Genomic DNA, 20,236 nt, shown 5'->3' with positions numbered 1-20,236 from the left:
TTGCGTCTCTAATGATAAAATGAAATGGCAACATATAGAAAAAGGAGACTTGGCAATGTTAGATATGGCAAGACCTCTACTTGTGAATATTGCGATGCTATTTTCAGTGCTATTTATCTGGAACATGGTCATGCCTTTTACACGGTCAAGGTCGTTAAGTTTAAAAGATAAAATCTTATATGGTGTGATTAGCTCCTTAATGGCCCTTTTGTGTATGCTGTTTCCGTTAGAGAAATTCGGAGATACTGTATTTGACCTGCGGGTGGTTCCTCTCATTCTTGTTACGTTATATGGAGGAGCAGTCCCGGGAGTCATCTGTGCTGTCGTTATCTCGATCACTCGATTCTCAATGGGCGGGGAGTTCGCTTATGTAGGTGTCAGTTTAGCGATCATTGCATTTGTCTTAGCTTGGGGATATAGAGGTCTATTCGAAAGGTCGATCCAGAAATGGAATGTTATCTTAAAAGTAGGCAGTATCTTTATCATTACTTATATATCGATCATCTTATGGTTAGTAAAACCATCAGAACCGTACTTTTATCCGATCTATTTTTTGTCTTTTGCAATCGCCTATTTTTTTATTTTCTATTTAACGGAGAAACTTGTTATCATTAACCTCCAGCTCGAGGAGACAGTCTATCTTGAAAAACTCTCTGTTGCCGGAAAAATGGCTGCTTCAATTGCCCACGAGATCAGAAATCCACTCACTACGGTTAGGGGACTTCTTCAATTTATTTCTACAGGTGCAAAAGATCAGCAGGTGAAAAAATATGCGCCACTGATGCTAGATGAAATCGATCGAACGAATAAAATTATTACCGATTACCTGACTCTCATCAAACCAACAAAGTTGGATCATGTTGAGGTCCATTTAAATAAAGTTGTCAGTGATACGATCGAGTTGACATCCGTTCTAGGGGTTTACCATGCTGTTAAAATTTCTTACGAAGAGAACGGTGATTTCAGGATCTTAACCAATCCTCAAGAGATGAAACAGTGTTTGATCAATCTAATTAAGAATTCCATCGAAGCGATAGAGAAAGATGGACTGATCGAAATCTCTCTGCAGAATGGAACAAAGAGAAACACGGTCGATATCGTTATAAAAGACAATGGATCTGGCATGAGTGATGAAGAGCTAAAAAAGATCGGCCTTCCCTTTTACACTACGAAATCAAAAGGTACTGGGTTAGGTACGATGATAACAAATAGACTCATAAGAAATATGAATGGAAAAATATCGTATGAAAGTACGATTGGTTCGGGAACGACCGTTACGGTAACGCTCCCTACATTAAAATAAAGGGGGAGGACAATGGGATTTGACCGAAAGATAAGCATTATCAATGCTGCAGAAAAATCTTTTTCAATGTTTGGATACAAAGCTACAACGATGGACCAAGTAGCGAAAATAGCGAATGTGGGAAAAGGGACGATCTACACTTTTTTTCGGAATAAAGAAGAGCTTTTCAATGAGATCGTAAACCAGATGGTGAGTGAGATGAAAGAGCTTGCTCAAACCTCGATCAATGAAGAGGATACGTTTTTTGAGAATCTTCATAGAGGCTTGTTCGATGTACTTGAGCACCGGAAGGAACATAAACTCGCAATTAAACTATCACAAGAAGTTCGAGAGATAGGAACGCCAGCTGCTTTAGAAGCACTCAATCTTGTAGAACAAGCGATTACGTCCTTTATTCAGCAAGAAATCGAGCGAGGAATACGGAACAATGAGATAAAAGAATGCGATCCTTCTCTCACTGCATTCCTGCTTTTCAAAATGTATATCGCTCTCGTGTTTGATTGGGAGAAATCAAACCGTTCTCTGACCAAAGAAGAAATTGCACACCACATCGAGTTATTCACAATGGAAGGGATTAAGAAGGTATAAAAGATCCTATTGCCTAAATAAAAAAAGGATGATATATTACTATCTGTAGTTAAAATGACTAAATTTCAATTTTGGTCAAAACGTAGTCGAGATAGTATGGATTGTTCTTTTTTTTAAGCATTAATGACCAAATGACAAAATTGGTCATATAGACAATAGGAGGTCATCAACTATGAATTTTCGTCATCTCCGTTCTGAGTGGCGTGCATTGTTCACTAATAAAAAAATTCTCATACCTGTTCTAGCAGTCCTATTCATCCCTGTTTTATACAGTGGTATGTTTTTATGGGCATTCTGGGATCCGTATGAAAATCTCGATCAAATTCCTGTCGCTGTTGTAAATGAGGATAGCGGTGCTGATTTTGAAGGAGAGCATATTGAAATAGGAAATGAATTAATAGAAAAGCTGAAAGAAAATCCGCAATTCAAATGGGACTTTGTTGATGAGGAAAAAGCGAATGAGGGTCTCGAAGATCAGACCTACTATATGAAGATTCAGATCCCTGAAGATTTCTCAGAACGATCAACGACAGTGCTTGATGAACAGCCCGAAAAACTTAATTTAGAGTATGTGCCGAATGAAAGTTTTAACTTCCTTGCGGGGCAAATAGGTGGTACAGCTGTAGGTGAAATCAAGTCTCAAATCGCGAACAATATAACAGAGAATTATAGTGAACTTGTTTTTGATACGTTTAGCGAGATTGCAGAGGGTTTATCAGATGCATCAGATGGTGCAGGGGATTTAGCTGATGGCTCTTCAGAATTAAAAGATGGAACAGCTCAGTTAAAAGCAAATCTAGCAGAGCTAAACAATGGATCGATCGAAATCACGAATGGCGTGAGTGAATTACAAAATGGATCAGAGGAACTTGCAAAGGGGTTAGACGAAGCGAGTCAAGGTTCCACTACTTTGTTAACAACATTGAAAGAAAGACAATCTAAAGTAAATGATCTAACTGTTGGTGCCAATCAAGTCAGTGATGGTGTGACAAAGTTAAACGATGGTTTCAATGAATTTAAGTCAGGGCAAGAAAGCCTGGCAAGTGGAGTGAAACAAAGTCAACAAGGCATCGAACAAATTTTAACGAACCTTAAGGAAAAATCGTCAGAAGTGACCGCTTTAGGTACGACTGCTGAAAGCATAAAAGAACCGATTGTTAATGGTGGTCAAGGAGCTGTTCAAGTTTCAAAAGAGCTACAGGGCGTGATTCAAGGTATTCAATCAAATGATGCTTATACAGAAGAAGAGAAACAAGCGTTGATCAGTCAACTGCAACCAATCGCAGAAAAATCTGCAGGTGCCGCTCAGTCCATTCAGGAGGGAGCTACCACGTTAGAAACCGTTTCAAAGGGTGTTTCTTCAAGCATAAGTGAGATGAAAACGAGTCAATCAGAGCTTATTTCGGCACTAGAATCTCTATATGATGGACAAGTAAAGCTTGAACAAGGTCTCGATCAGTTTGGAACAGAGATAAATGATGCGAAAGAAAAGGTATCAAAACTTGAAGCCGGTGCTGCTCAAGTAGCTCAAGGAACGAGCGACGTGTCATCTGGCTGGCAAGATATGATAACGAATGTAGGAAAACTCAATAGAGGTGTTGTTGAATTATCTAATGGATCAGAGAAGCTCGTCACCGGTTTAACCGATTTAGAAGGAGGAACGTCTGATCTAACAACAGGTGCAGGCAAGCTTCTAGAAGGGTCAAAGAAGGTAGATAGTGGTGCTGAAAAAGTAAGTGACGGATCGAACGAACTTCATACTAAGCTAGATGAAGCTGCCAAAGAAACGTCTCAAACAAAAGCAGATGAAGAAAACTACAACATGTTTGCAGACCCAGTCGATGTAGAAGGTGATGCAACTTCTTCTGTTCCAAACTATGGAACAGGTTTCGCTCCATACTTTCTGTCTCTAGGATTATTTGTAGGCGCTCTTCTTATGTCGATCGTCTTCCCGCTTCGGGAACCTGCAGCAGATCCTAAGTCTGCTTTAGGATGGTTTGTGAGTAAGTATGGAATTCTTCTTACAGTAGGCGTTATTCAAGCAGTGATCGCGGATGCTGTATTACTGTATGGATTAGGAATCGAAGTTAAGAGCGTACCGTTATTCGTAATGTTTTCAATTGTTTCGAGTTTAACGTATATGGCGATGATCCAGTTTTTCGTGACGACGATGGGCGATCCTGGACGCTTTGTCGCTATTATTATTTTGATTCTGCAATTAACGACAAGTGCAGGTACATTCCCACTTGAGTTAATTCCGGAGAGTCTTCAAATCTTCAATTCATGGCTTCCGATGACGTACACCGTTTCTGGACTTAAGGCTGTAATCTCTAGTGGAGATTTTGCATTTATGTGGGATAACGTATGGGTATTAGTCGGGTTCACCACTATATTCATAGTTGGGACAATTGTATTTTTCTTCATGGAAATGAAAAAACGCAAAGCTCAGAGGTTTGATGAACCTGCTGTAACGAAATAAAAACTACTAAGCCTTCTCGATTGTGAGAAGGCTTATTTCTTTGAATTATACTGCGAAAAAGGATAGAGTATTAGTAAGATTGTAATAGTATCGTTCAGTTTGAAACGAGCACGTTAGGGTATTCACTTAGAATAGGAATTTTTAAGGAGGCAGGGTGAAGGGGAAGAATGATTACTTTTAAAAATGTTAGCAAACAATTTCCTGATGGAACAACTGCTTTAAAGGACATTAACTTACATATTGAAAAAGGCGAACTTTTGACCTTGATCGGTCCAAGTGGTTGTGGAAAAACAACGACTATGAAAATGATCAATCGGTTGATCGAACCAACAGGAGGTCAGATCTACATAGACGGCATACAGATTGCCGAGCAGGATCCAGTAGAGCTCAGACGAAGCATCGGGTACGTGATTCAACAGATTGGGCTACTACCACATATGACGATTGCAGAGAACATTTCATTGATACCGAAGCTAAAGAAATGGGAGAAAAATAAAATTGATAAACGTGTTGATGAGTTATTGGACCTTGTTGGACTAGAGCCTTCAACATTTCGCTCCCGTTATCCTCTAGAGTTAAGTGGAGGACAACAGCAGCGTGTCGGGGTTATCCGTGCTTTAGCTGCAGAGCCTCCGATCATACTGATGGACGAGCCTTTTAGTGCTCTTGATCCGATCAGCCGCGAACAGCTCCAAGATGAATTGATCAAACTGCAGAAGGAGATACAAAAGACGATTGTTTTCGTAACTCATGATATGGACGAAGCGATGAAGATCGCTGACCGTATCGCTATCATGAAAGACGGCGAGATCCTCCAGCTCGATACTCCTGATCGTATTCTGCGCCATCCCAAAAATGAGTTTGTCCGTGATTTTGTAGGTGATGAACGAATTGCTAAAGGACAAACGCCTTCAGCTCGTGATTTGATGATCCGAAAAGTCGCTACTGTGAAAGATAGCCGTGGCCTAGCCGAGGCATTTCGATTAATGAAGTCAGAACGCGTCGACAGTCTTGTCGTTACAGGTCCTGAACAAGTTTATCAGGGAGTGATTACACTTGAAGTGGTTCAAGAGCATTATGAGGATGACTCTAAGCGCATCGTCGATGTGATGAGTGAACCTGAACCTGTTACGAGTGATACGGTTTACCCAGAAATCGCAAAACGGTTTGCTGAAGAAACAGTGAAGATGATTCCGGTAGTGAATGAGAAAAAGCTTGAAGGTGTCATCACAAATGGCAGTATGATGAGAGGGCTAGCCGGTCTCGATCAAGTAAGTCAGCGAAAGGAAGGTGCCCTAAATGAATGATCGGAATTTCTTTGTTTTGTTCATTGAAACCATTCAAGGCCGATGGGATGATATTCTAGTTGCCCTACAAGAACATCTCTTTCTATCGTTCATATCGATCGTGATCGCAATCGTAATATCAGTTCCACTTGGCATCTTTATCTCTCGAAGAAAAAAACTTGCAGAACCGTTTATCGCAATTTCAGCGATCTTTCAAACAGTACCAAGTTTAGCGCTTTTTGGTTTTTTAATTCCTTTCCTAGGAATTGGGAACACAACTGCAATCATCGCTTTGACAGTTTATGCGTTGCTCCCAATCTTGAGAAATACATACACTGGAATCACTTCAGTCGATCAATCCTCGATCGAAGCCGGTAGAGGTATGGGGATGACGAATTTGCAGATCCTTCAGAAAATCGAGATTCCTCTTTCTTTACCTGTTATTATGGCAGGTGTAAGAACTGCGACTGTATTGACGATTGGTGTTGCAACGTTAGCCACGTTCGTTGGCGCTGGAGGACTTGGAGACATCATCTATAGAGGACTTACATCGAACAAGGATGAGCTTGTGTTAGCTGGTGCACTTCCAGCTACGATTCTAGCATTAGGGTTCGACTTGATCTTAAAGTTATTAGAAAATGCAGCAACTCCAAAAGGGATTAAAGCAAAAAAATAAAGGGGAGATTAATTTGAAGAAGTTTACGGTATTCATTATTGGCCTCGCTATGGTACTGGCTGCTTGCGGTAACGATAGCGGAAGTAGTGAGGATGATCCAATCGTTATTTCAGGGAAGCCATGGACAGAGCAATATATATTACCGCACCTTATTGGTGAATACATAAAGGCGAATAGTGATTATGAAGTTGAGATCGATGAAGCTGTAGGTGAGGTAAATGTTATCCATCAAGCTTTAGTGGATGGCGATGTGGACATGTATGTTGAGTATACGGGAACAGGGCTTGAAGCGGTTTTAAAAGATACTGCGGATTCTAGTGATTCTGCAGATGATATTTTCAATCGTGTTAAAGAAGGATACAAGGACGAATTCGACCTCGTTTGGCTTGAGCCACTAGGCTTTGAGAATGGTTATACTCTTGCGATCACACAAGAAACGAATAAAGACTTGAATGCTGAAACGTACTCAGACTTAGTGCCAGTATCGAACGAAATGGTATTTGGAGGACCACACCCATTCTATGAACGCATCGATGGTTACGAAGCGATGGTAGAAACGTATGGATTTGATTTTAAAGAAACAGAGAGTCTTGATCCGAACATCATGTACGATGCTTTGAATGAAGGCGAAGTAGATGTGATTCCTGCTTTTACAACAGATGGTCGTATCGCTCGTTTTAACCTTGTAAGTACGGAAGATGATAAGAACTTCTTCCCACCTTATTACGCTGCACCTGTTGTAAGACAAGAAACGCTGGATTCTCATCCAGAGTTAGCTGATATTGTGAATGAACTAGCAGGTAAGATCTCTGAAGAAGAAATGTCTGAAATGAACGCGAAGGTTGACCTGGATGGAGAAGAGCCGGAAGATGTCGCGATGAACTTCTTGAAAGATAAAGGTCTTATCGACTAAAGCGAATAGTGAGGAGAAGTCATTATTTTCTACTTAAAAACGTGCAGATCACTGATCTGCACGTTTTTTTTTATAGTATTTTACTTAAGAATGCTTTTGTTCGTTCATTTTGTGGATTTTTAAAGATTTCTTCCGGTACATTTTCTTCTACAATGTAGCCTCCGTCCATGAACAGTACGCGATCTCCAACTTCTCTTGCGAAGCCCATCTCGTGAGTGACGACTACCATCGTCATTCCTTCTTTAGCAAGCTGCTTCATAACTTCGAGCACTTCTCCGATCATTTCAGGGTCAAGCGCTGAAGTCGGTTCGTCAAACAGCATGACGCTTGGTTCCATAGCTAGTGCTCTAGCGATGGCAACACGTTGTTTTTGGCCACCAGAGAGCTCGCCAGGGTAGCTGTTTGCCTTCTCCTTCAACCCTACTTTTTGAAGCAGTTCCAATGCTTGTTCTTTGGATTCTTGTTTGTTGTTTCCCTTTACTTTGATAGGAGCAACCGTGATATTTTCAAGAACAGTTTTGTGTGGAAAGAGATTAAAGTGCTGAAAGACCATTCCTACATCTTGCCTAACTTTATTGATTTTGGTCTTAGGATCAGCAATGTCATGACCATTCACGATTACGCTGCCACCTGTTATATCTTCTAATTTATTTAAACAACGAAGAAACGTACTTTTGCCTGACCCTGATGGGCCAACAACGCAGACGACTTCTTTTTCATTTATTTCAGTATTGATCTCTTTTAGAACTTCTAAATCACCGAATGATTTCTTTAAGTTTTTAACTTGAATGATACTCATGTAGTATAGCCCCTCTCGACAAAACTCTTTCTGCCTATTAGATACTGAAGAATAGACCTATTATACCAATTTTTATACTAGAAATAAAAGAAGCTCGCTTCGTATCCCTCATTTGTACTTCAATAGAATCTCTTATATAATAGGTTGTGAAAACGTTTGCGCAATTTTATGATCAGGAGGGTTTCGACGTGGGGAAGCAATGGTGGAAAGATAGTGTCGTTTATCAAATATATCCAAGAAGTTTTAATGATAGTAATGGTGACGGTATCGGTGATATTAAAGGAATTACAGAGAAACTCGATTACTTGAAAGAACTAGGGATCGATGTCGTGTGGTTGTCACCAGTATATCAATCACCAAACGATGACAATGGGTATGATATTAGTAACTATAGAGAGATTATGGATGAATTCGGTACAATGAAAGACTGGGAAGAGATGTTGGATGGTATGCATAAGCGTGGCATTCGACTCGTGATGGATCTCGTTGTTAACCATTCTTCAGATGAGCATGCATGGTTTGCAGAATCTCGTAAATCAAAGGACAATCCATATCGAGACTATTATATTTGGCGTCCTGATGTTGATGGACATGAACCAAACAACTGGGGGTCGATCTTCGGTGGGTCTGCATGGCAGTATGATGAGACGACTGAAGAGTATTACCTTCATCTTTTCTCAAAGAAGCAGCCAGACTTAAACTGGGAAAATCCAACGTTACGTGAAGAAGTGTATGAACTGATGAGCTTCTGGCTTGATAAAGGTGTTGATGGTTTTCGAATGGATGTCATCAACTTCATATCGAAAGAGCCTGGTCTTCCTGATGCTGAAGTAACTTCACCTGATAAATACCAGTGGGGTGGCGACTATTTCGTTAATGGGCCGAAATTCTTTGAGTATATGAAAGACATGAACGAAAGGGTATTGAGCCAGTATGGAGCCATGACGGTAGGGGAGATGCCGCTTGCTACACCTGAAGATGGTGTGAAGTATACAGACGAAAAAGATGGTATCGTCAGCATGCTGTTTCAATTTGAACATATGGACGTAACGAGTGGTCCAGGAGGAAAATGGGACCAGCAGCCATGGAAGCTGACAGATTTAAAGAAAATCATCTCTAAGTGGCAAACCGAGTTACATGGTAGAGGTTGGAACAGTCTTTATATGGAAAATCATGATCAACCTCGATCTGTATCTGTCTTTGGTAATGATCAATCGTATCGCGTTGAATCAGCAAAAATGCTTGCAGCCTGGCTTCACTTGCTTCAAGGAACGCCATACATCTATCAAGGTCAAGAGCTTGGTATGACAAATGTATACTTCGATTCGATTGAGGAATATAAAGATATCGAAACACTGAACATGTATAAAGAAGAGGTAGAAGAAAAAGGGAGAGAGCATGAGGAAATCCTTCAAGCTATCCATAAAAAAGGACGAGACAATGCTAGAACGCCAATGCAGTGGACAGATGAGCAGCATACTGGATTCACCTCTGGCACGCCTTGGATTAAACTTAACCCGAACTATACCGAAGTGAATGCAAAAAAAGCATTGAGCGACGAAAACTCAACCTTCTACTTCTATAAAGAGCTTATTCGCCTAAGAAAAGAACACGACATCATCGTTCACGGTGATTACAAACTTCTACTAGAAGACAACGAGCAATTGTACGTCTACAAAAGAACATACAAAGACCAAACACTCATCGTAGCCGCTAACTTCTCAAGCAAAAACGTAATACTTGAACTAGATGAATCATTACAAGGAGGCAGCCTCCTCATCAACAACTATGAAAGTACTTCGCATAAATTAGAAACGAACTCTACTATGCGACCGTATGAGGTAAAAGCTTATTTATTGTAACGATTAAGAATATCTAACACCATCGAAGTATCATGAGGAAATTATTTTGAATAATGCTCATAATCACGTTGATTGGAGCGGAAGGATGCTCGACTCCTGCGGGATGAGCGGGACAGGTGTGACCCCACAGGCGCGCGGCAGAGCGCCGAGGAGGCACACCGCCCGCCCCGCGGAAAGCGAGCATCCTGGAGCGGAAATCGGCTTCTGCACTCCGATGTGTATTGGTCTTAATCTTAGCGCGGTAGTCACCGCGCTTTTTTAATTTGTTGAAACTTTCATGATTGAAAACTCATTTTCGAGGGAAGATAATTTTGTGGTCTAGATGTTTTTTTGTAAAATCAGACATCTTTCCTTTTTCTTTTTCGAGCACTCATGTATAATAATGAATGTACATTTGTTCAGAAGACATTTTACTAAATTTCACAATAAAAAAAGGAGTGTATACATATGACAACAAATCAAATGGATTCACTTGCAGTAAATACAATTCGTACATTATCCATCGATGCAGTTGAAAAGGCTAACTCTGGACATCCAGGAATGCCGATGGGAGCTGCGCCGATGGCATATACATTATGGAGCCAGTTCATGGATCACAGTCCATCTAACCCAGAGTGGTTTAACCGTGATCGTTTCGTCCTTTCAGCAGGACACGGCTCAGCGCTACTCTATAGCATGCTTCACTTGTTCGGCTACGATGTTAGCATGGAAGATCTTAAATCTTTCCGTCAATGGGGTAGTAACACTCCAGGACACCCTGAGTTTGGTGAAACTCCAGGAGTCGATGCTACGACTGGTCCATTAGGACAAGGACTTGCAATGTCAGTCGGAATGGCTATGGCAGAGCGTCATCTAGCAGCGACATACAACAGAGATGACTTTAACGTGATCGATCACTACACTTATAGCATTTGTGGTGACGGAGACTTAATGGAAGGTGTTTCATCTGAATCAGCTTCATTAGCTGGTCACCTTAAGCTTGGCCGCCTAATCGTTATGTATGATTCGAACGATATCTCTCTTGACGGTGAATTAAACCAGTCATTCTCAGAAGATGTTCAAAAGCGTTATGAAGCTTATGGCTGGCAAGTGATTCGCGTTGAAGACGGTAACGATATGGCAGCAATTGCTGATGCTCTAAAACAAGCGAAGAGCAACACAGAGCAGCCAACGATGATCGAAGTGAAGACAACGATCGGTTATGGTTCTCCGAATAAAGGTGGAAGCAACACATCTCATGGTGCACCACTTGGATCAGATGAAATTTCTCTAGTAAAAGAAAACTACAACTGGTCTTATGAAAATGACTTCCATATTCCTGAAGAAGTGAAGAGTGTCTTCGCAGAGCTTAAGGAAGAAGGAGATAAGAAAGAGAAGCAGTGGAACGATCTTTTCGCTAGCTATAAAGAAAAATACCCTGAACTAGCTGCACAGTTGACAGCAGCGATCAAAGGGGAGCTTCCTGAAGGATGGGATAGTGAAATTCCTTCTTATGAAAAAGGTACGAGCACTGCTTCACGTGCTGCATCTGGTGAAGTACTAAATGCGATCGCTAAGAACAATCCACAAATCTTCGGTGGCTCTGCTGACCTAGCTTCTTCTAACAAGACGATGCTTAAGGGCGAGAATGATTTCTCAGCAGCAGATTATAGCGGAAGAAATATCTGGTTCGGTGTACGTGAATTCGGAATGGCAGCTGCGATGAACGGTATCGCACTTCACAAAGGTCTTAAGATCTTTGGCGCGACATTCTTTGTATTCTCTGATTACCTTCGTCCTGCACTTCGTTTATCAGCATTGATGGGTGTACCAGCAACATATGTGTTCACTCACGATAGCGTAGCAGTTGGTGAAGATGGACCAACGCATGAGCCTGTAGAGCAGCTAGCTTCTCTTCGTGCGATGCCTGGATTATCGGTTATCAGACCAGCTGATGGTAACGAAACGGCTGCGGCTTGGAAAGTAGCACTAGAATCTTCTAAGAATCCGACAGCACTTGTTTTGTCTCGTCAGAACCTTCCTGTAGTAACTGACTCTCACGAAGAAGCTTACGAAGGCGTTAAGCGTGGTGCTTACATCGTGGAAGGCAGCACAAATGCGGATGCTCTTCTACTCGCATCTGGTTCTGAGGTTGGTCTTGCAGTTGAAGCACAAAAGCTTCTTGAAAAAGAAGGAATCACGGCTTCTGTAGTTAGCATGCCAAGCTGGGATCTTTTCGAAAAGCAGTCAGAAGACTACAAGAAAACAGTGTTGCCTGATGATGTAACTGTTCGTCTTGGAATTGAAATGGGAGCATCCATGGGCTGGGATCGCTATGTAGGACAACAAGGTGATGTTCTAGCGATCGACCGTTTCGGAGCTTCAGCACCAGGAAATACGGTCATCAAAGAATTTGGCTTCACTCCAGAAAACGTCGTTAAAAGAGTAAAAGCAATGCTATCAAGATAACACTTGAGAGGCTTTCAGAAGGCGAAAAGGTCTTTCTGAAAGCCTTTTTTAAAGGTGTTTAGGTGGCAAATAATACGGAATTACAGGTGTTGCTATGGATAAGGGAAAACTTGAAAAGGTTGTAGAGGCAGCCCGCTTATATTATCAGCTTGATTTCAGTCAGCAAGAAATCGCCAGCAAGTTGTCGGTATCTAGGCCAACCGTATCCAGGCTGTTGAAACAAGCGAAAGCGGAAGGTGTTGTGGAGATAACCATTCATGATCCTTCTGAGGATGTCCATCGATTAAGCACCGAGCTCGTAGAGGCTTTTGGCCTGATGGACGCCGAAGTGACCATCGTTCCCCAATATGAAGACAGTATCGTAAAACACCATGTGGGAAAGACAGCTGCTCTGTATCTTAATGACACGATAAAAGATAATGATCTAATTGGAGTTTCCTGGGGAACGACCTTACATGAGGTGGGAAAAAACCTCCGTCATAAACTATTGAAGAATGTGACTGTCGTTCAGTTAAATGGTGGGATCAGCTATTCAGAAACCAATACGTTTGCATATGAAGTTATACAGATGCTCAGTCGTTCGTTCCATGCAGCGGGTCACTTCTTACCTGTACCTGCTATCGTAGATCAGCTGCTTGTAAAAGAGACGATGGAGGCTGATCGACATATTCGGAAGGTACTCGATATGGGGCGCGATGCGAACGTAGCTCTCTTTAGCGTAGGCATTCCAACAAAAGATTCTGTGATCGTTCAAGCAGAGTATGTGAGTGAGGAAGAATTAGATGTCATCCACTCAAGGTCTGTCGGTGAAATCTGCTCTCGTTTTTTCGATCGGAATGGACGGCCGATTCATAAGGATTTAAATGATCGGACAATAGGAATCGACCTAGAAGAACTTTCGAAAAAGGAAAAATCGATTTTGATCGCGGGCGGTCCAAAGAAGGTAGAGGCCATTTTTGGGGCGTTAAAAGGCGGCTATGCAAACATTTTAATTACTGATCAATATACTGCAAGAGCATTACTTGAGTTGAAAGGAGCGTGAAAAAGATGAAAGTGACAGTTCTCGGCCCGTGGGGAGGATATCCTAAAGTGGGAGAAGCTAGCGCTGGTTATCTTGTACAATCAGACGGCTTTAACTTACTAGTAGATTGCGGTAGTGGAGTCTTGGCACAGCTACAGCACTATCTGTCTGTTGAGGAGCTGAATGCCGTAGTGATCAGTCATTATCATCCTGATCACATCGCGGATATCGGTGTTCTCTATCATGGAAGGCTCATACAATCAAAGATTGGTAAGGAACTTCCTGAGCTGCCGATTTATGCGCCTCCTCATGATAAAGCAGAATTTAAACGACTCAGTCATGAACCATATACAGTGGCAAAACCTTATAAGGAAGACGAAGAGCTTACGATTGGCCCATTTACGATTACGTTCCTCAAAACGAAGCATCCAGTGACTTGTTTTGCTATGAGAATTACGGATGAACAAACAAGCATGGTGTTTACTGCAGATTCAAGTTATATGAAAGAGTTCGAAGCGTTTGCACGAGATGCTGATCTCTTTATATGTGAATGTAATCTATACAGTCATATGGACGGGTCCGACATGGGTCATATGAATAGTACGGATGCGGCGACAATTGCAAAATCAGCGAATGTGGGCACGCTAATGCTAACTCACCTGCCACACTTTGGTGTGTTAGAAGAGTTAGAGGACGATGCGAAGAAGTATTTTGATGGAGAAGTTGTCCTTGCGAAAAGTGGATTAACGTGGGAAAGATGAGTAAAGGACTGGAGGGGGTTCCCTTCAGTCCTTTTGAAATATTAATCTAGATTTGATTCGAGTTTACCGTTCATATCCATTAAGAAACCAATTTCTCTTCCAAGAAGTCTTGCGATTTCCTTACACTTTTTTTCGCCTTCTGCTTTAATTTGCTCTATCGTTAAGCTTGAATTTAAACTCGAAGCACCTACAATAACTGGGATATCCCCTTTTTCATAATACACAATCTTCATTTGTGCTCCTCCTCTTTTGCGTTTACTAGAAGTATTCGTAGCATAGGACAAAAGAACGGGGAGGAAGCGCATAACATTTTATGGGAGAGCGTAGGTTTTTTGCTTAGTTTAAGACAATTCATTACAATAGAATCAGTACAAACTGGAGGGAATGCTATGCGGTATATCGATAATGAAAACATTATGGATGCTGGGATTAACCTGGCGATTGAAGAATACATTCTAAAAGAACTCGACCCTGATGAAACCTATCTGCTCTTTTACTCAATGAATCCTACGGTAATTGTCGGAAAGAATCAGAACACGATCGAACAGATCGATACTGCTTATATTCGAGAGAATGATGTTGATGTCATCAGACGTCTCTCAGGTGGCGGAGCCGTGTACAATGATCAGGGTAATCTAAGCTTTAGTATTATCACGAAAGACGATGGAAATAGTTTTCACAACTATAAAAAGTTTACTGACCCAGTCGTAAAAGCATTACATAAGATGGGAGTAGAAGCTGAGTTAAGCGGGAGGAACGATCTTCTCGTAAACGGAAAGAAGATATCAGGGAATGCTCAGTTTTCAACGAAAGGTAGAATGTATAGTCACGGAACATTGATGTTTGATGTGAATCTAGAAAACGTCGTAAAAGCATTAAAAGTAAACAAAGAGAAGATAGAATCAAAGGGAATTAAATCGATCCGAAGCAGAGTGACGAACATCAGTGAGCATATGGACGACGATATGACTCGTGAAGAATTTAAACAAAAGCTATTGGATTCAATTTTTGAAGAGTATGATACTATCCCCACCTATCAGCTAACTGAGGAAGATTGGCAGAAAATACATGAGATTGCAGAGAAGCGATATAAGAATTGGGATTGGAACTATGGAAGGTCCCCAAAATTCAACGTTCAGCATTCAAAGCGGTTCTCAATCGGATCGATCGATGTTCGCTTAGAAGTGAAGAAGGGTTACATTAAGGAAGCAACGATTTTTGGAGACTTCTTCGGGGTAGGAGATGTAAAAGAGTTAGAACAACGTTTGAACGATACAAGGTATGATCCAGCGTCCATTCGTGATGCGATTGAAGATATTGATGTAAAACATTATTTTGGAAATATTACTGAAGAAGAATTTATAAATCTTCTTTATTAACGGATAGGAGCTGATATATCAGCTCCTATTTCTATTGGATCGAGCTGGAAAGAGGATTCCCCCCTTGCTTGATAAATTTTCTTCCAATATAATATATTTAGAAAATTAAAAATGAATGACTATTCATTCATATCAGGAGGAGAGCGAATGAATCTTTCGGAACAACTGAAACGAGCCGCATTATCGCATCCAAATAAACAAGCGTATATTTATGAGGATGAGGCAGTAACGTATGAACAGCTTGACCAGAAAGTATCTCTTTTCGCAGCAAACCTTGCAGCTGAGGATATCAACAAAGGCGATCACGTGGCATTAATACTTGGAAATTCACCAGAATTTCTCATCAGTTATTATGGCGTATTACGAGCGGGTGCAGTTGTCATTCCAATCAATCCGGTCTATACCCCTAGTGAGATCGGCTATTTGCTTCACAATGGTGATGTTAAGGCGATCGTAACGCTCGAACAAGCATTACCCCTTGTAGAAGGTATGGCAGGTCAGCTTCCTGGAGTGAACCTCGTTACGTATGTAGGAGAAGGAACGGATTCAAAGGTCATTTCAAACATAAAATTGAAACCGTTTACAAGTATGGTTGCCGAAGAAGGAAACGCTGTACCATCTCTTCACACAGAAGAAGATGATGTTGCAGTGATTCTCTATACATCGGGGACAACTGGTCGACCAAAAGGAGCGATGTTATCTCACAAAAATATCGTGAGTAATGCTTCTGACACAGCCGATTATCTTGAGTTTAATTCTGACGACGTCGTTATCACAGCCCTCCCAATGTTCCATGTATTTTGTATGACCGTTTCTATGAATGCTCCTCTTATTTCAGGTGGAACACTTCTGATCATGCCGAAATTTAGTCCACAAGAAGTATTTCGCGTTGCTGAAAAGTACAAAGCAACCGTTTTTGCAGGTGTTCCAACGATGTATAATTTTCTCTATCAGTATCCAGAAGGACGAAGTGAATATTTTAAGCATGTTAGGATATGTATTTCTGGAGGTTCACCGCTGCCTGTTGCGCTCCTTCATCGCTTTGAAGAAAAGTTCAACGTAAGAGTATCTGAAGGGTACGGATTATCTGAAGCGGCACCGGTTACATGTTTCAATCCGTTAGATCGTCCGAGAAAGCCTGGTTCAATCGGCACGAATATTACGAATGTAGAGAATAAAGTAGTAGATGAGCTAGGTCAAGAAGTGTCTCCTGGTGTCGTTGGTGAACTTATTGTAAAAGGTCCTAATGTCATGACGGGCTATTACAAGCTCCCTGAAGATACGTCTGCAACAATTAGAGACGGCTGGCTTTATACCGGAGACCTCGCAAAGATGGATGAAGAAGGGTATTTCTATATTGTAGATCGTAAAAAAGACCTCGTGATCGTAGGCGGATATAATGTCTACCCGAGAGAAGTGGAAGAGGTATTATACCAGCATCCAGGTATTGTGGAAGCAGCTGTTGTAGGAGTACCCGACCCTGATTTCGGAGAAGCGGTACAAGCCTTTATCGTTTCAAAAGACACGCTTACGGAAGAGGATGTAAAGACCTATTGTAGGGAACATCTTGCGAAATATAAATGCCCAACGATCGTCGAGTTTATCGATGAACTACCGAAGAACACTACTGGAAAGATTCTAAGGAAAGCGTTAAGAAAGCATGTAAATGCGTAGAAACAAAGAAGTCGGCTTAGAGCCGGCTTTTTTTATTTTGAAAAGTATTCAGAAAATATTTGATATTTATATAACAATAAAATATAATGACGTTAAATAAACGTTATATTGGAGGTGTGTGGGAATGGAAGCTGTTTATCAGCAAAATATTGATCATTTCATGGATAGAATTAACAATGGCGAAAAAATCGAAGCAGACGATTGGATGCCAGATGAGTATCGTGAAGCATTGATCCGTTTGATATCGATGCATGGAATCAGTGAAATAATGGGGGCACTTCCCGAGAAGGAATGGGTTCCAAAAGCACCTACGCTTCATCGAAAATTAGCGATCATGGCAAAGGTTCAGGATGAGATGGGGCATGGGCAGCTTTTGCTTCGTGTAGCTGAAGATTTAATGGCACCGCTTGGAAAGAATAGAGATGACATCATGAAGGACCTGTTCTCAGGACGCTTAAAGTTTCACAACGTGTTTCATATGGAGGCACCAACGTGGGGCGATGCGGGAATAATTGCATGGCTAGTGGATGGTGCTGCGATCATCTCACAAACGATGATGCTAGGCACTTCTTATGGACCATATGGAAGAGCTCTGAAACGGATTTGTGCTGAGGAGGTCTTTCATGCGCAGCATGGCGAGAGCATCATCATGGCACTTGCAGAAGGCACAGAAGAGCAAAGGGAACTTTTGCAGGACGCGCTAAACAGATGGTGGACGTCGCTCCTAATGTTCTTCGGTCCTAAATCAAAAAATGAAACGGGTCACTCGAATCAAGATAAAAACATGCAGTACAAACTGCGTACGAAAACGAATGAAGAGCTACGCCAGGAATTTTTAACGAAATATGTTCCGAGAATCTGGGCGTTAGGATTAACGATTCCAGATCCTACGTTAAAATTTGATGAAAAAAAATCAGAGTGGGAGTACGCAGATCCTGATTGGTCGGAATTTAAGAAAATCGTTACTGGAAATGGTCCGAAGTCTAAAGAACGACTAGCGCTTAGAGTGCGTTCATATGAAATGAATAGCTGGGTGCGTGAGGCGCTTGGTAAAAGACCACAGCATATATAGAGAGGTGTTCTTGAAGTGAGTGAAGGTGAAAAGGATTTCTACCAAGTTTATGAAGTGTTTAGTAAGAAGAATGACAAAGCGCCGCTACAGTACCAATTCAGCCTGCTTGCTCCAAATCGTGAGCTTGCTTTTATCATGGCAAAGGAAAACTTCTTCCGACGAGAACAGCCTGCAGATATCTGGGTCGTAAAACGAGACGATATCCGAACGATGACACAAGAAGAACGAGAGGGAATGAAGAATCTCGATAAATCTTATAGAGAAACAAAAGGATATGGTTACTTGAAGAAAAAGTGGCGCAAATATGAACAGGAACAGCTTACTGAAAAAGATATTATGGGAGGAGGCAATCATTGATGGAGTCCGCCGAATACCGCAATAGTCTAATCGAGCTCATTTACCAGCTTGCAGATGATGATTTTATCCTTGCCTATAGAGGATCAGAGTGGTTAGGACTCGCTCCCCATATTGAAGAGGATGTCGCCTTTTCTTCGATCAGTCAGGATTTAATGGGGCATGCAACCCTCTACTATTCGTTACTCGAAGAGCTTGGTGAAGGTGACGCTGACAAACTCACACATGCGAGGTCACCTCATGACTTCCATAATGCAGTTTTATTAGAACTTCCGAACGGGCAAGGAACATATCTCGAAGAACCTAACTACGATTGGGCTTTTACTGTAGTAAGAAACTATTTCTACACGTTAGCGAAAAAAGTACGCTTGCAATCCATCAAGGAAAACTCTTATGAATCCCTTCAACAAATCGTGAAAAAGATTTCGGTCGAGATGTCGTACCACCTCATGCACTGGGAAACGTGGTTCGATCAACTAATGAACAGTACGCCAGAAGCTAAAAGAAGAATGACAGACGCGATCAATATCGTACTCAAAGAAATGAGGGGCGTTTTCTCATATGGAGAAAATGGAGAAAAGATCGTACGTCTTTCCTTAATAGAACGTGAAGAGGTACTGATTCAGAGGTGGAAGGACATTCTTAACGAGAAGGTGGACTTTAGCCTAGATATTGAAATGAGCTTAGATGGAAGAAACGGCAAGCATACTGACCACCTTGAGGGCGCGTTATCAACACTGTCAGAAGTTTATCAATCGGTACCATCAGCAGAATGGTAGTTTGAGAGGAGCTTTGTTATGACAACGAGAATGAAAGTTCTACAGAAGCTTGATTCTGTAAAAGACCCTGAAATTCCTTCGGTTAGTGTTGTCGACCTCGGTATCATTTACGATGTGAAGGTGGATGAAGGAAACGTTGAAGTAGAGGCGATGCCTACATTCTCCGGGTGTCCTGCTCTTGATATCATCAAACGAGATATTAAAGAAGCAATTGAAGCAATAGAAGGAATTACATCCGTAGAAGTGAAGTATATACGTGAACCGATATGGACCACCGATCGTGTTACGGAAAGAGGGAAGGTACAACTGAAAGAATACGGAATCGCTCCTCCAGAAGAGAGAAGCGGGGACGAATGGCGTGTTCCTTGTCCTTACTGTGACTCTGTATACACTACGATGGACAACATTTTTGGTCCAGCAGCATGTCGAAGTATTCTTTATTGTAAAAGCTGTAAAAATCCGTTTGAAGCCATGAAGCCTGTAGCAATTTAATTTTAAAATAGAAAGGTTGATGAAAGATGGTTAAAGTTATCGCATTGTATAAGCAGCCGGAGAACAAGCAGAAATTTGATGAGCATTATTTCAACACGCACGCGCCGATCACGTCAAAGATCCCAGGCTTAAAGAAGATGGAAGTAACGAGAATCGTTGGTTCTCCTATGGGAGAAAGTGAATTTTATCTACTTTGCGAGATGTACTATGAAGATCATGAATCTATGAAGGCAGGTATGAAATCACAAGAAGGAAAAGCGTCAGGAAAAGACTTGATGAGCTTTGCTGGAGATCTTGTTACGCTGATGATCGGAGAAGAAGTACACGAAACAGCTGATACTAAGCAATAG

General features: G+C 41.4%; 19 protein-coding genes. 17 read left to right on the top strand and 2 right to left on the bottom strand.

The annotated features are described in order from the left end of the window. Positions 1 to 55: 55 nt before the first annotated feature. The 6 genes from ACXAEY_RS18920 (at position 56) to ACXAEY_RS18895 (ending at position 7,245) form a co-directional block, all read left to right on the top strand. Positions 56 to 1,303: an ATP-binding protein gene (locus ACXAEY_RS18920; RefSeq protein ID WP_474814205.1), complete on the top strand. Its 1,248-nt coding sequence runs from the start codon at positions 56 to 58 to the stop codon at positions 1,301 to 1,303. Positions 1,304 to 1,315: 12 nt separating this feature from the next. Continuing rightward, the gene (locus ACXAEY_RS18915) at positions 1,316 to 1,891 is read left to right on the top strand and encodes a TetR/AcrR family transcriptional regulator (RefSeq protein WP_474814203.1); all 576 of its coding nucleotides are present in this window, start codon (positions 1,316 to 1,318) and stop codon (positions 1,889 to 1,891) included. Positions 1,892 to 2,063: 172 nt separating this feature from the next. After that, a complete protein-coding gene (locus ACXAEY_RS18910; RefSeq protein WP_474814201.1) occupies positions 2,064 to 4,370 on the top strand; it encodes a YhgE/Pip family protein in 2,307 nt (768 codons plus the stop codon). Positions 4,371 to 4,537: 167 nt separating this feature from the next. Then, entirely contained in the window at positions 4,538 to 5,677 is a 1,140-nt protein-coding gene (locus ACXAEY_RS18905; protein ID WP_270182464.1) for an ABC transporter ATP-binding protein, read from the top strand. Continuing rightward, complete coding sequence (locus tag ACXAEY_RS18900) at positions 5,670 to 6,332, top strand: ABC transporter permease (protein ID WP_270182465.1); 663 nt, start codon at positions 5,670 to 5,672, stop codon at positions 6,330 to 6,332. The genes ACXAEY_RS18905 and ACXAEY_RS18900 overlap by 8 nt, the downstream gene beginning before the upstream one ends. A 13-nt stretch (positions 6,333 to 6,345) precedes the next feature. Next, positions 6,346 to 7,245: an ABC transporter substrate-binding protein gene (locus ACXAEY_RS18895; protein ID WP_474814198.1), complete on the top strand. Its 900-nt coding sequence runs from the start codon at positions 6,346 to 6,348 to the stop codon at positions 7,243 to 7,245. Between the two features lie 70 nt (positions 7,246 to 7,315). Here ACXAEY_RS18895 and ACXAEY_RS18890 read toward each other — a convergent pair whose 3' ends face one another. After that, a complete protein-coding gene (locus ACXAEY_RS18890) occupies positions 7,316 to 8,044 on the bottom strand; it encodes an amino acid ABC transporter ATP-binding protein (RefSeq protein ID WP_270182466.1) in 729 nt (242 codons plus the stop codon). 188 nt (positions 8,045 to 8,232) lie between these two features. Between ACXAEY_RS18890 and ACXAEY_RS18885 the strand changes: the two genes are divergently transcribed. The 4 genes from ACXAEY_RS18885 to ACXAEY_RS18870 all read left to right on the top strand — a co-directional run bounded on the left by ACXAEY_RS18885 (position 8,233) and on the right by ACXAEY_RS18870 (position 14,136). Further along, positions 8,233 to 9,906: a glycoside hydrolase family 13 protein gene (locus ACXAEY_RS18885; RefSeq protein WP_474814196.1), complete on the top strand. Its 1,674-nt coding sequence runs from the start codon at positions 8,233 to 8,235 to the stop codon at positions 9,904 to 9,906. Between the two features lie 447 nt (positions 9,907 to 10,353). Next, complete coding sequence (gene tkt, locus ACXAEY_RS18880; RefSeq protein ID WP_474814194.1) at positions 10,354 to 12,354, top strand: transketolase; 2,001 nt, start codon at positions 10,354 to 10,356, stop codon at positions 12,352 to 12,354. Between the two features lie 94 nt (positions 12,355 to 12,448). Further along, the gene (locus tag ACXAEY_RS18875) at positions 12,449 to 13,396 is read left to right on the top strand and encodes a sugar-binding transcriptional regulator (RefSeq protein WP_270182469.1); all 948 of its coding nucleotides are present in this window, start codon (positions 12,449 to 12,451) and stop codon (positions 13,394 to 13,396) included. Between the two features lie 5 nt (positions 13,397 to 13,401). Further along, a complete protein-coding gene (locus ACXAEY_RS18870) occupies positions 13,402 to 14,136 on the top strand; it encodes an MBL fold metallo-hydrolase (RefSeq protein ID WP_474814191.1) in 735 nt (244 codons plus the stop codon). A gap of 41 nt (positions 14,137 to 14,177) precedes the next feature. On the opposite strand, the gene ACXAEY_RS18865 is transcribed toward ACXAEY_RS18870, so the two are convergent. Next, a complete protein-coding gene (locus ACXAEY_RS18865; RefSeq protein ID WP_270182471.1) occupies positions 14,178 to 14,369 on the bottom strand; it encodes a hypothetical protein in 192 nt (63 codons plus the stop codon). 156 nt (positions 14,370 to 14,525) lie between these two features. On the opposite strand from ACXAEY_RS18865, the gene ACXAEY_RS18860 reads away from it, so the two are divergent. From ACXAEY_RS18860 to ACXAEY_RS18830, 7 genes are all read left to right on the top strand, one after another. After that, on the top strand, positions 14,526 to 15,515 hold the full coding sequence (locus ACXAEY_RS18860) for a lipoate--protein ligase (protein ID WP_474814189.1): 990 nt from the start codon (positions 14,526 to 14,528) through the stop codon (positions 15,513 to 15,515). Between the two features lie 147 nt (positions 15,516 to 15,662). Further along, positions 15,663 to 17,189, top strand: coding sequence for a fatty acid--CoA ligase family protein (locus tag ACXAEY_RS18855; protein WP_474814187.1), 1,527 nt, complete (start codon positions 15,663 to 15,665; stop codon positions 17,187 to 17,189). 124 nt (positions 17,190 to 17,313) lie between these two features. Next, on the top strand, positions 17,314 to 18,261 hold the full coding sequence (paaA, locus tag ACXAEY_RS18850; protein WP_474814185.1) for a 1,2-phenylacetyl-CoA epoxidase subunit PaaA: 948 nt from the start codon (positions 17,314 to 17,316) through the stop codon (positions 18,259 to 18,261). A 15-nt stretch (positions 18,262 to 18,276) separates the two neighbouring features. Next, complete coding sequence (paaB, locus tag ACXAEY_RS18845) at positions 18,277 to 18,618, top strand: 1,2-phenylacetyl-CoA epoxidase subunit PaaB (RefSeq protein WP_270182475.1); 342 nt, start codon at positions 18,277 to 18,279, stop codon at positions 18,616 to 18,618. Further along, positions 18,618 to 19,394, top strand: coding sequence for a 1,2-phenylacetyl-CoA epoxidase subunit PaaC (gene paaC / locus ACXAEY_RS18840; protein ID WP_270182476.1), 777 nt, complete (start codon positions 18,618 to 18,620; stop codon positions 19,392 to 19,394). Before paaB ends, paaC begins: the two co-directional genes overlap by 1 nt. 18 nt (positions 19,395 to 19,412) lie before the next feature. Then, complete coding sequence (paaD, locus tag ACXAEY_RS18835) at positions 19,413 to 19,886, top strand: 1,2-phenylacetyl-CoA epoxidase subunit PaaD (RefSeq protein WP_474814182.1); 474 nt, start codon at positions 19,413 to 19,415, stop codon at positions 19,884 to 19,886. Positions 19,887 to 19,912: 26 nt separating this feature from the next. Further along, positions 19,913 to 20,236 (top strand): EthD family reductase, encoded by a 324-nt coding sequence (locus tag ACXAEY_RS18830; RefSeq protein ID WP_270182478.1) that lies wholly within the window; start codon positions 19,913 to 19,915, stop codon positions 20,234 to 20,236.

The sequence above is a fragment of the Anaerobacillus sp. ABA4_114 genome (assembly GCF_056159065.1).
The sequence above is the reverse complement of the archived record's forward strand: the minus strand, read 5'-3'. Positions and strand labels throughout refer to the sequence as shown.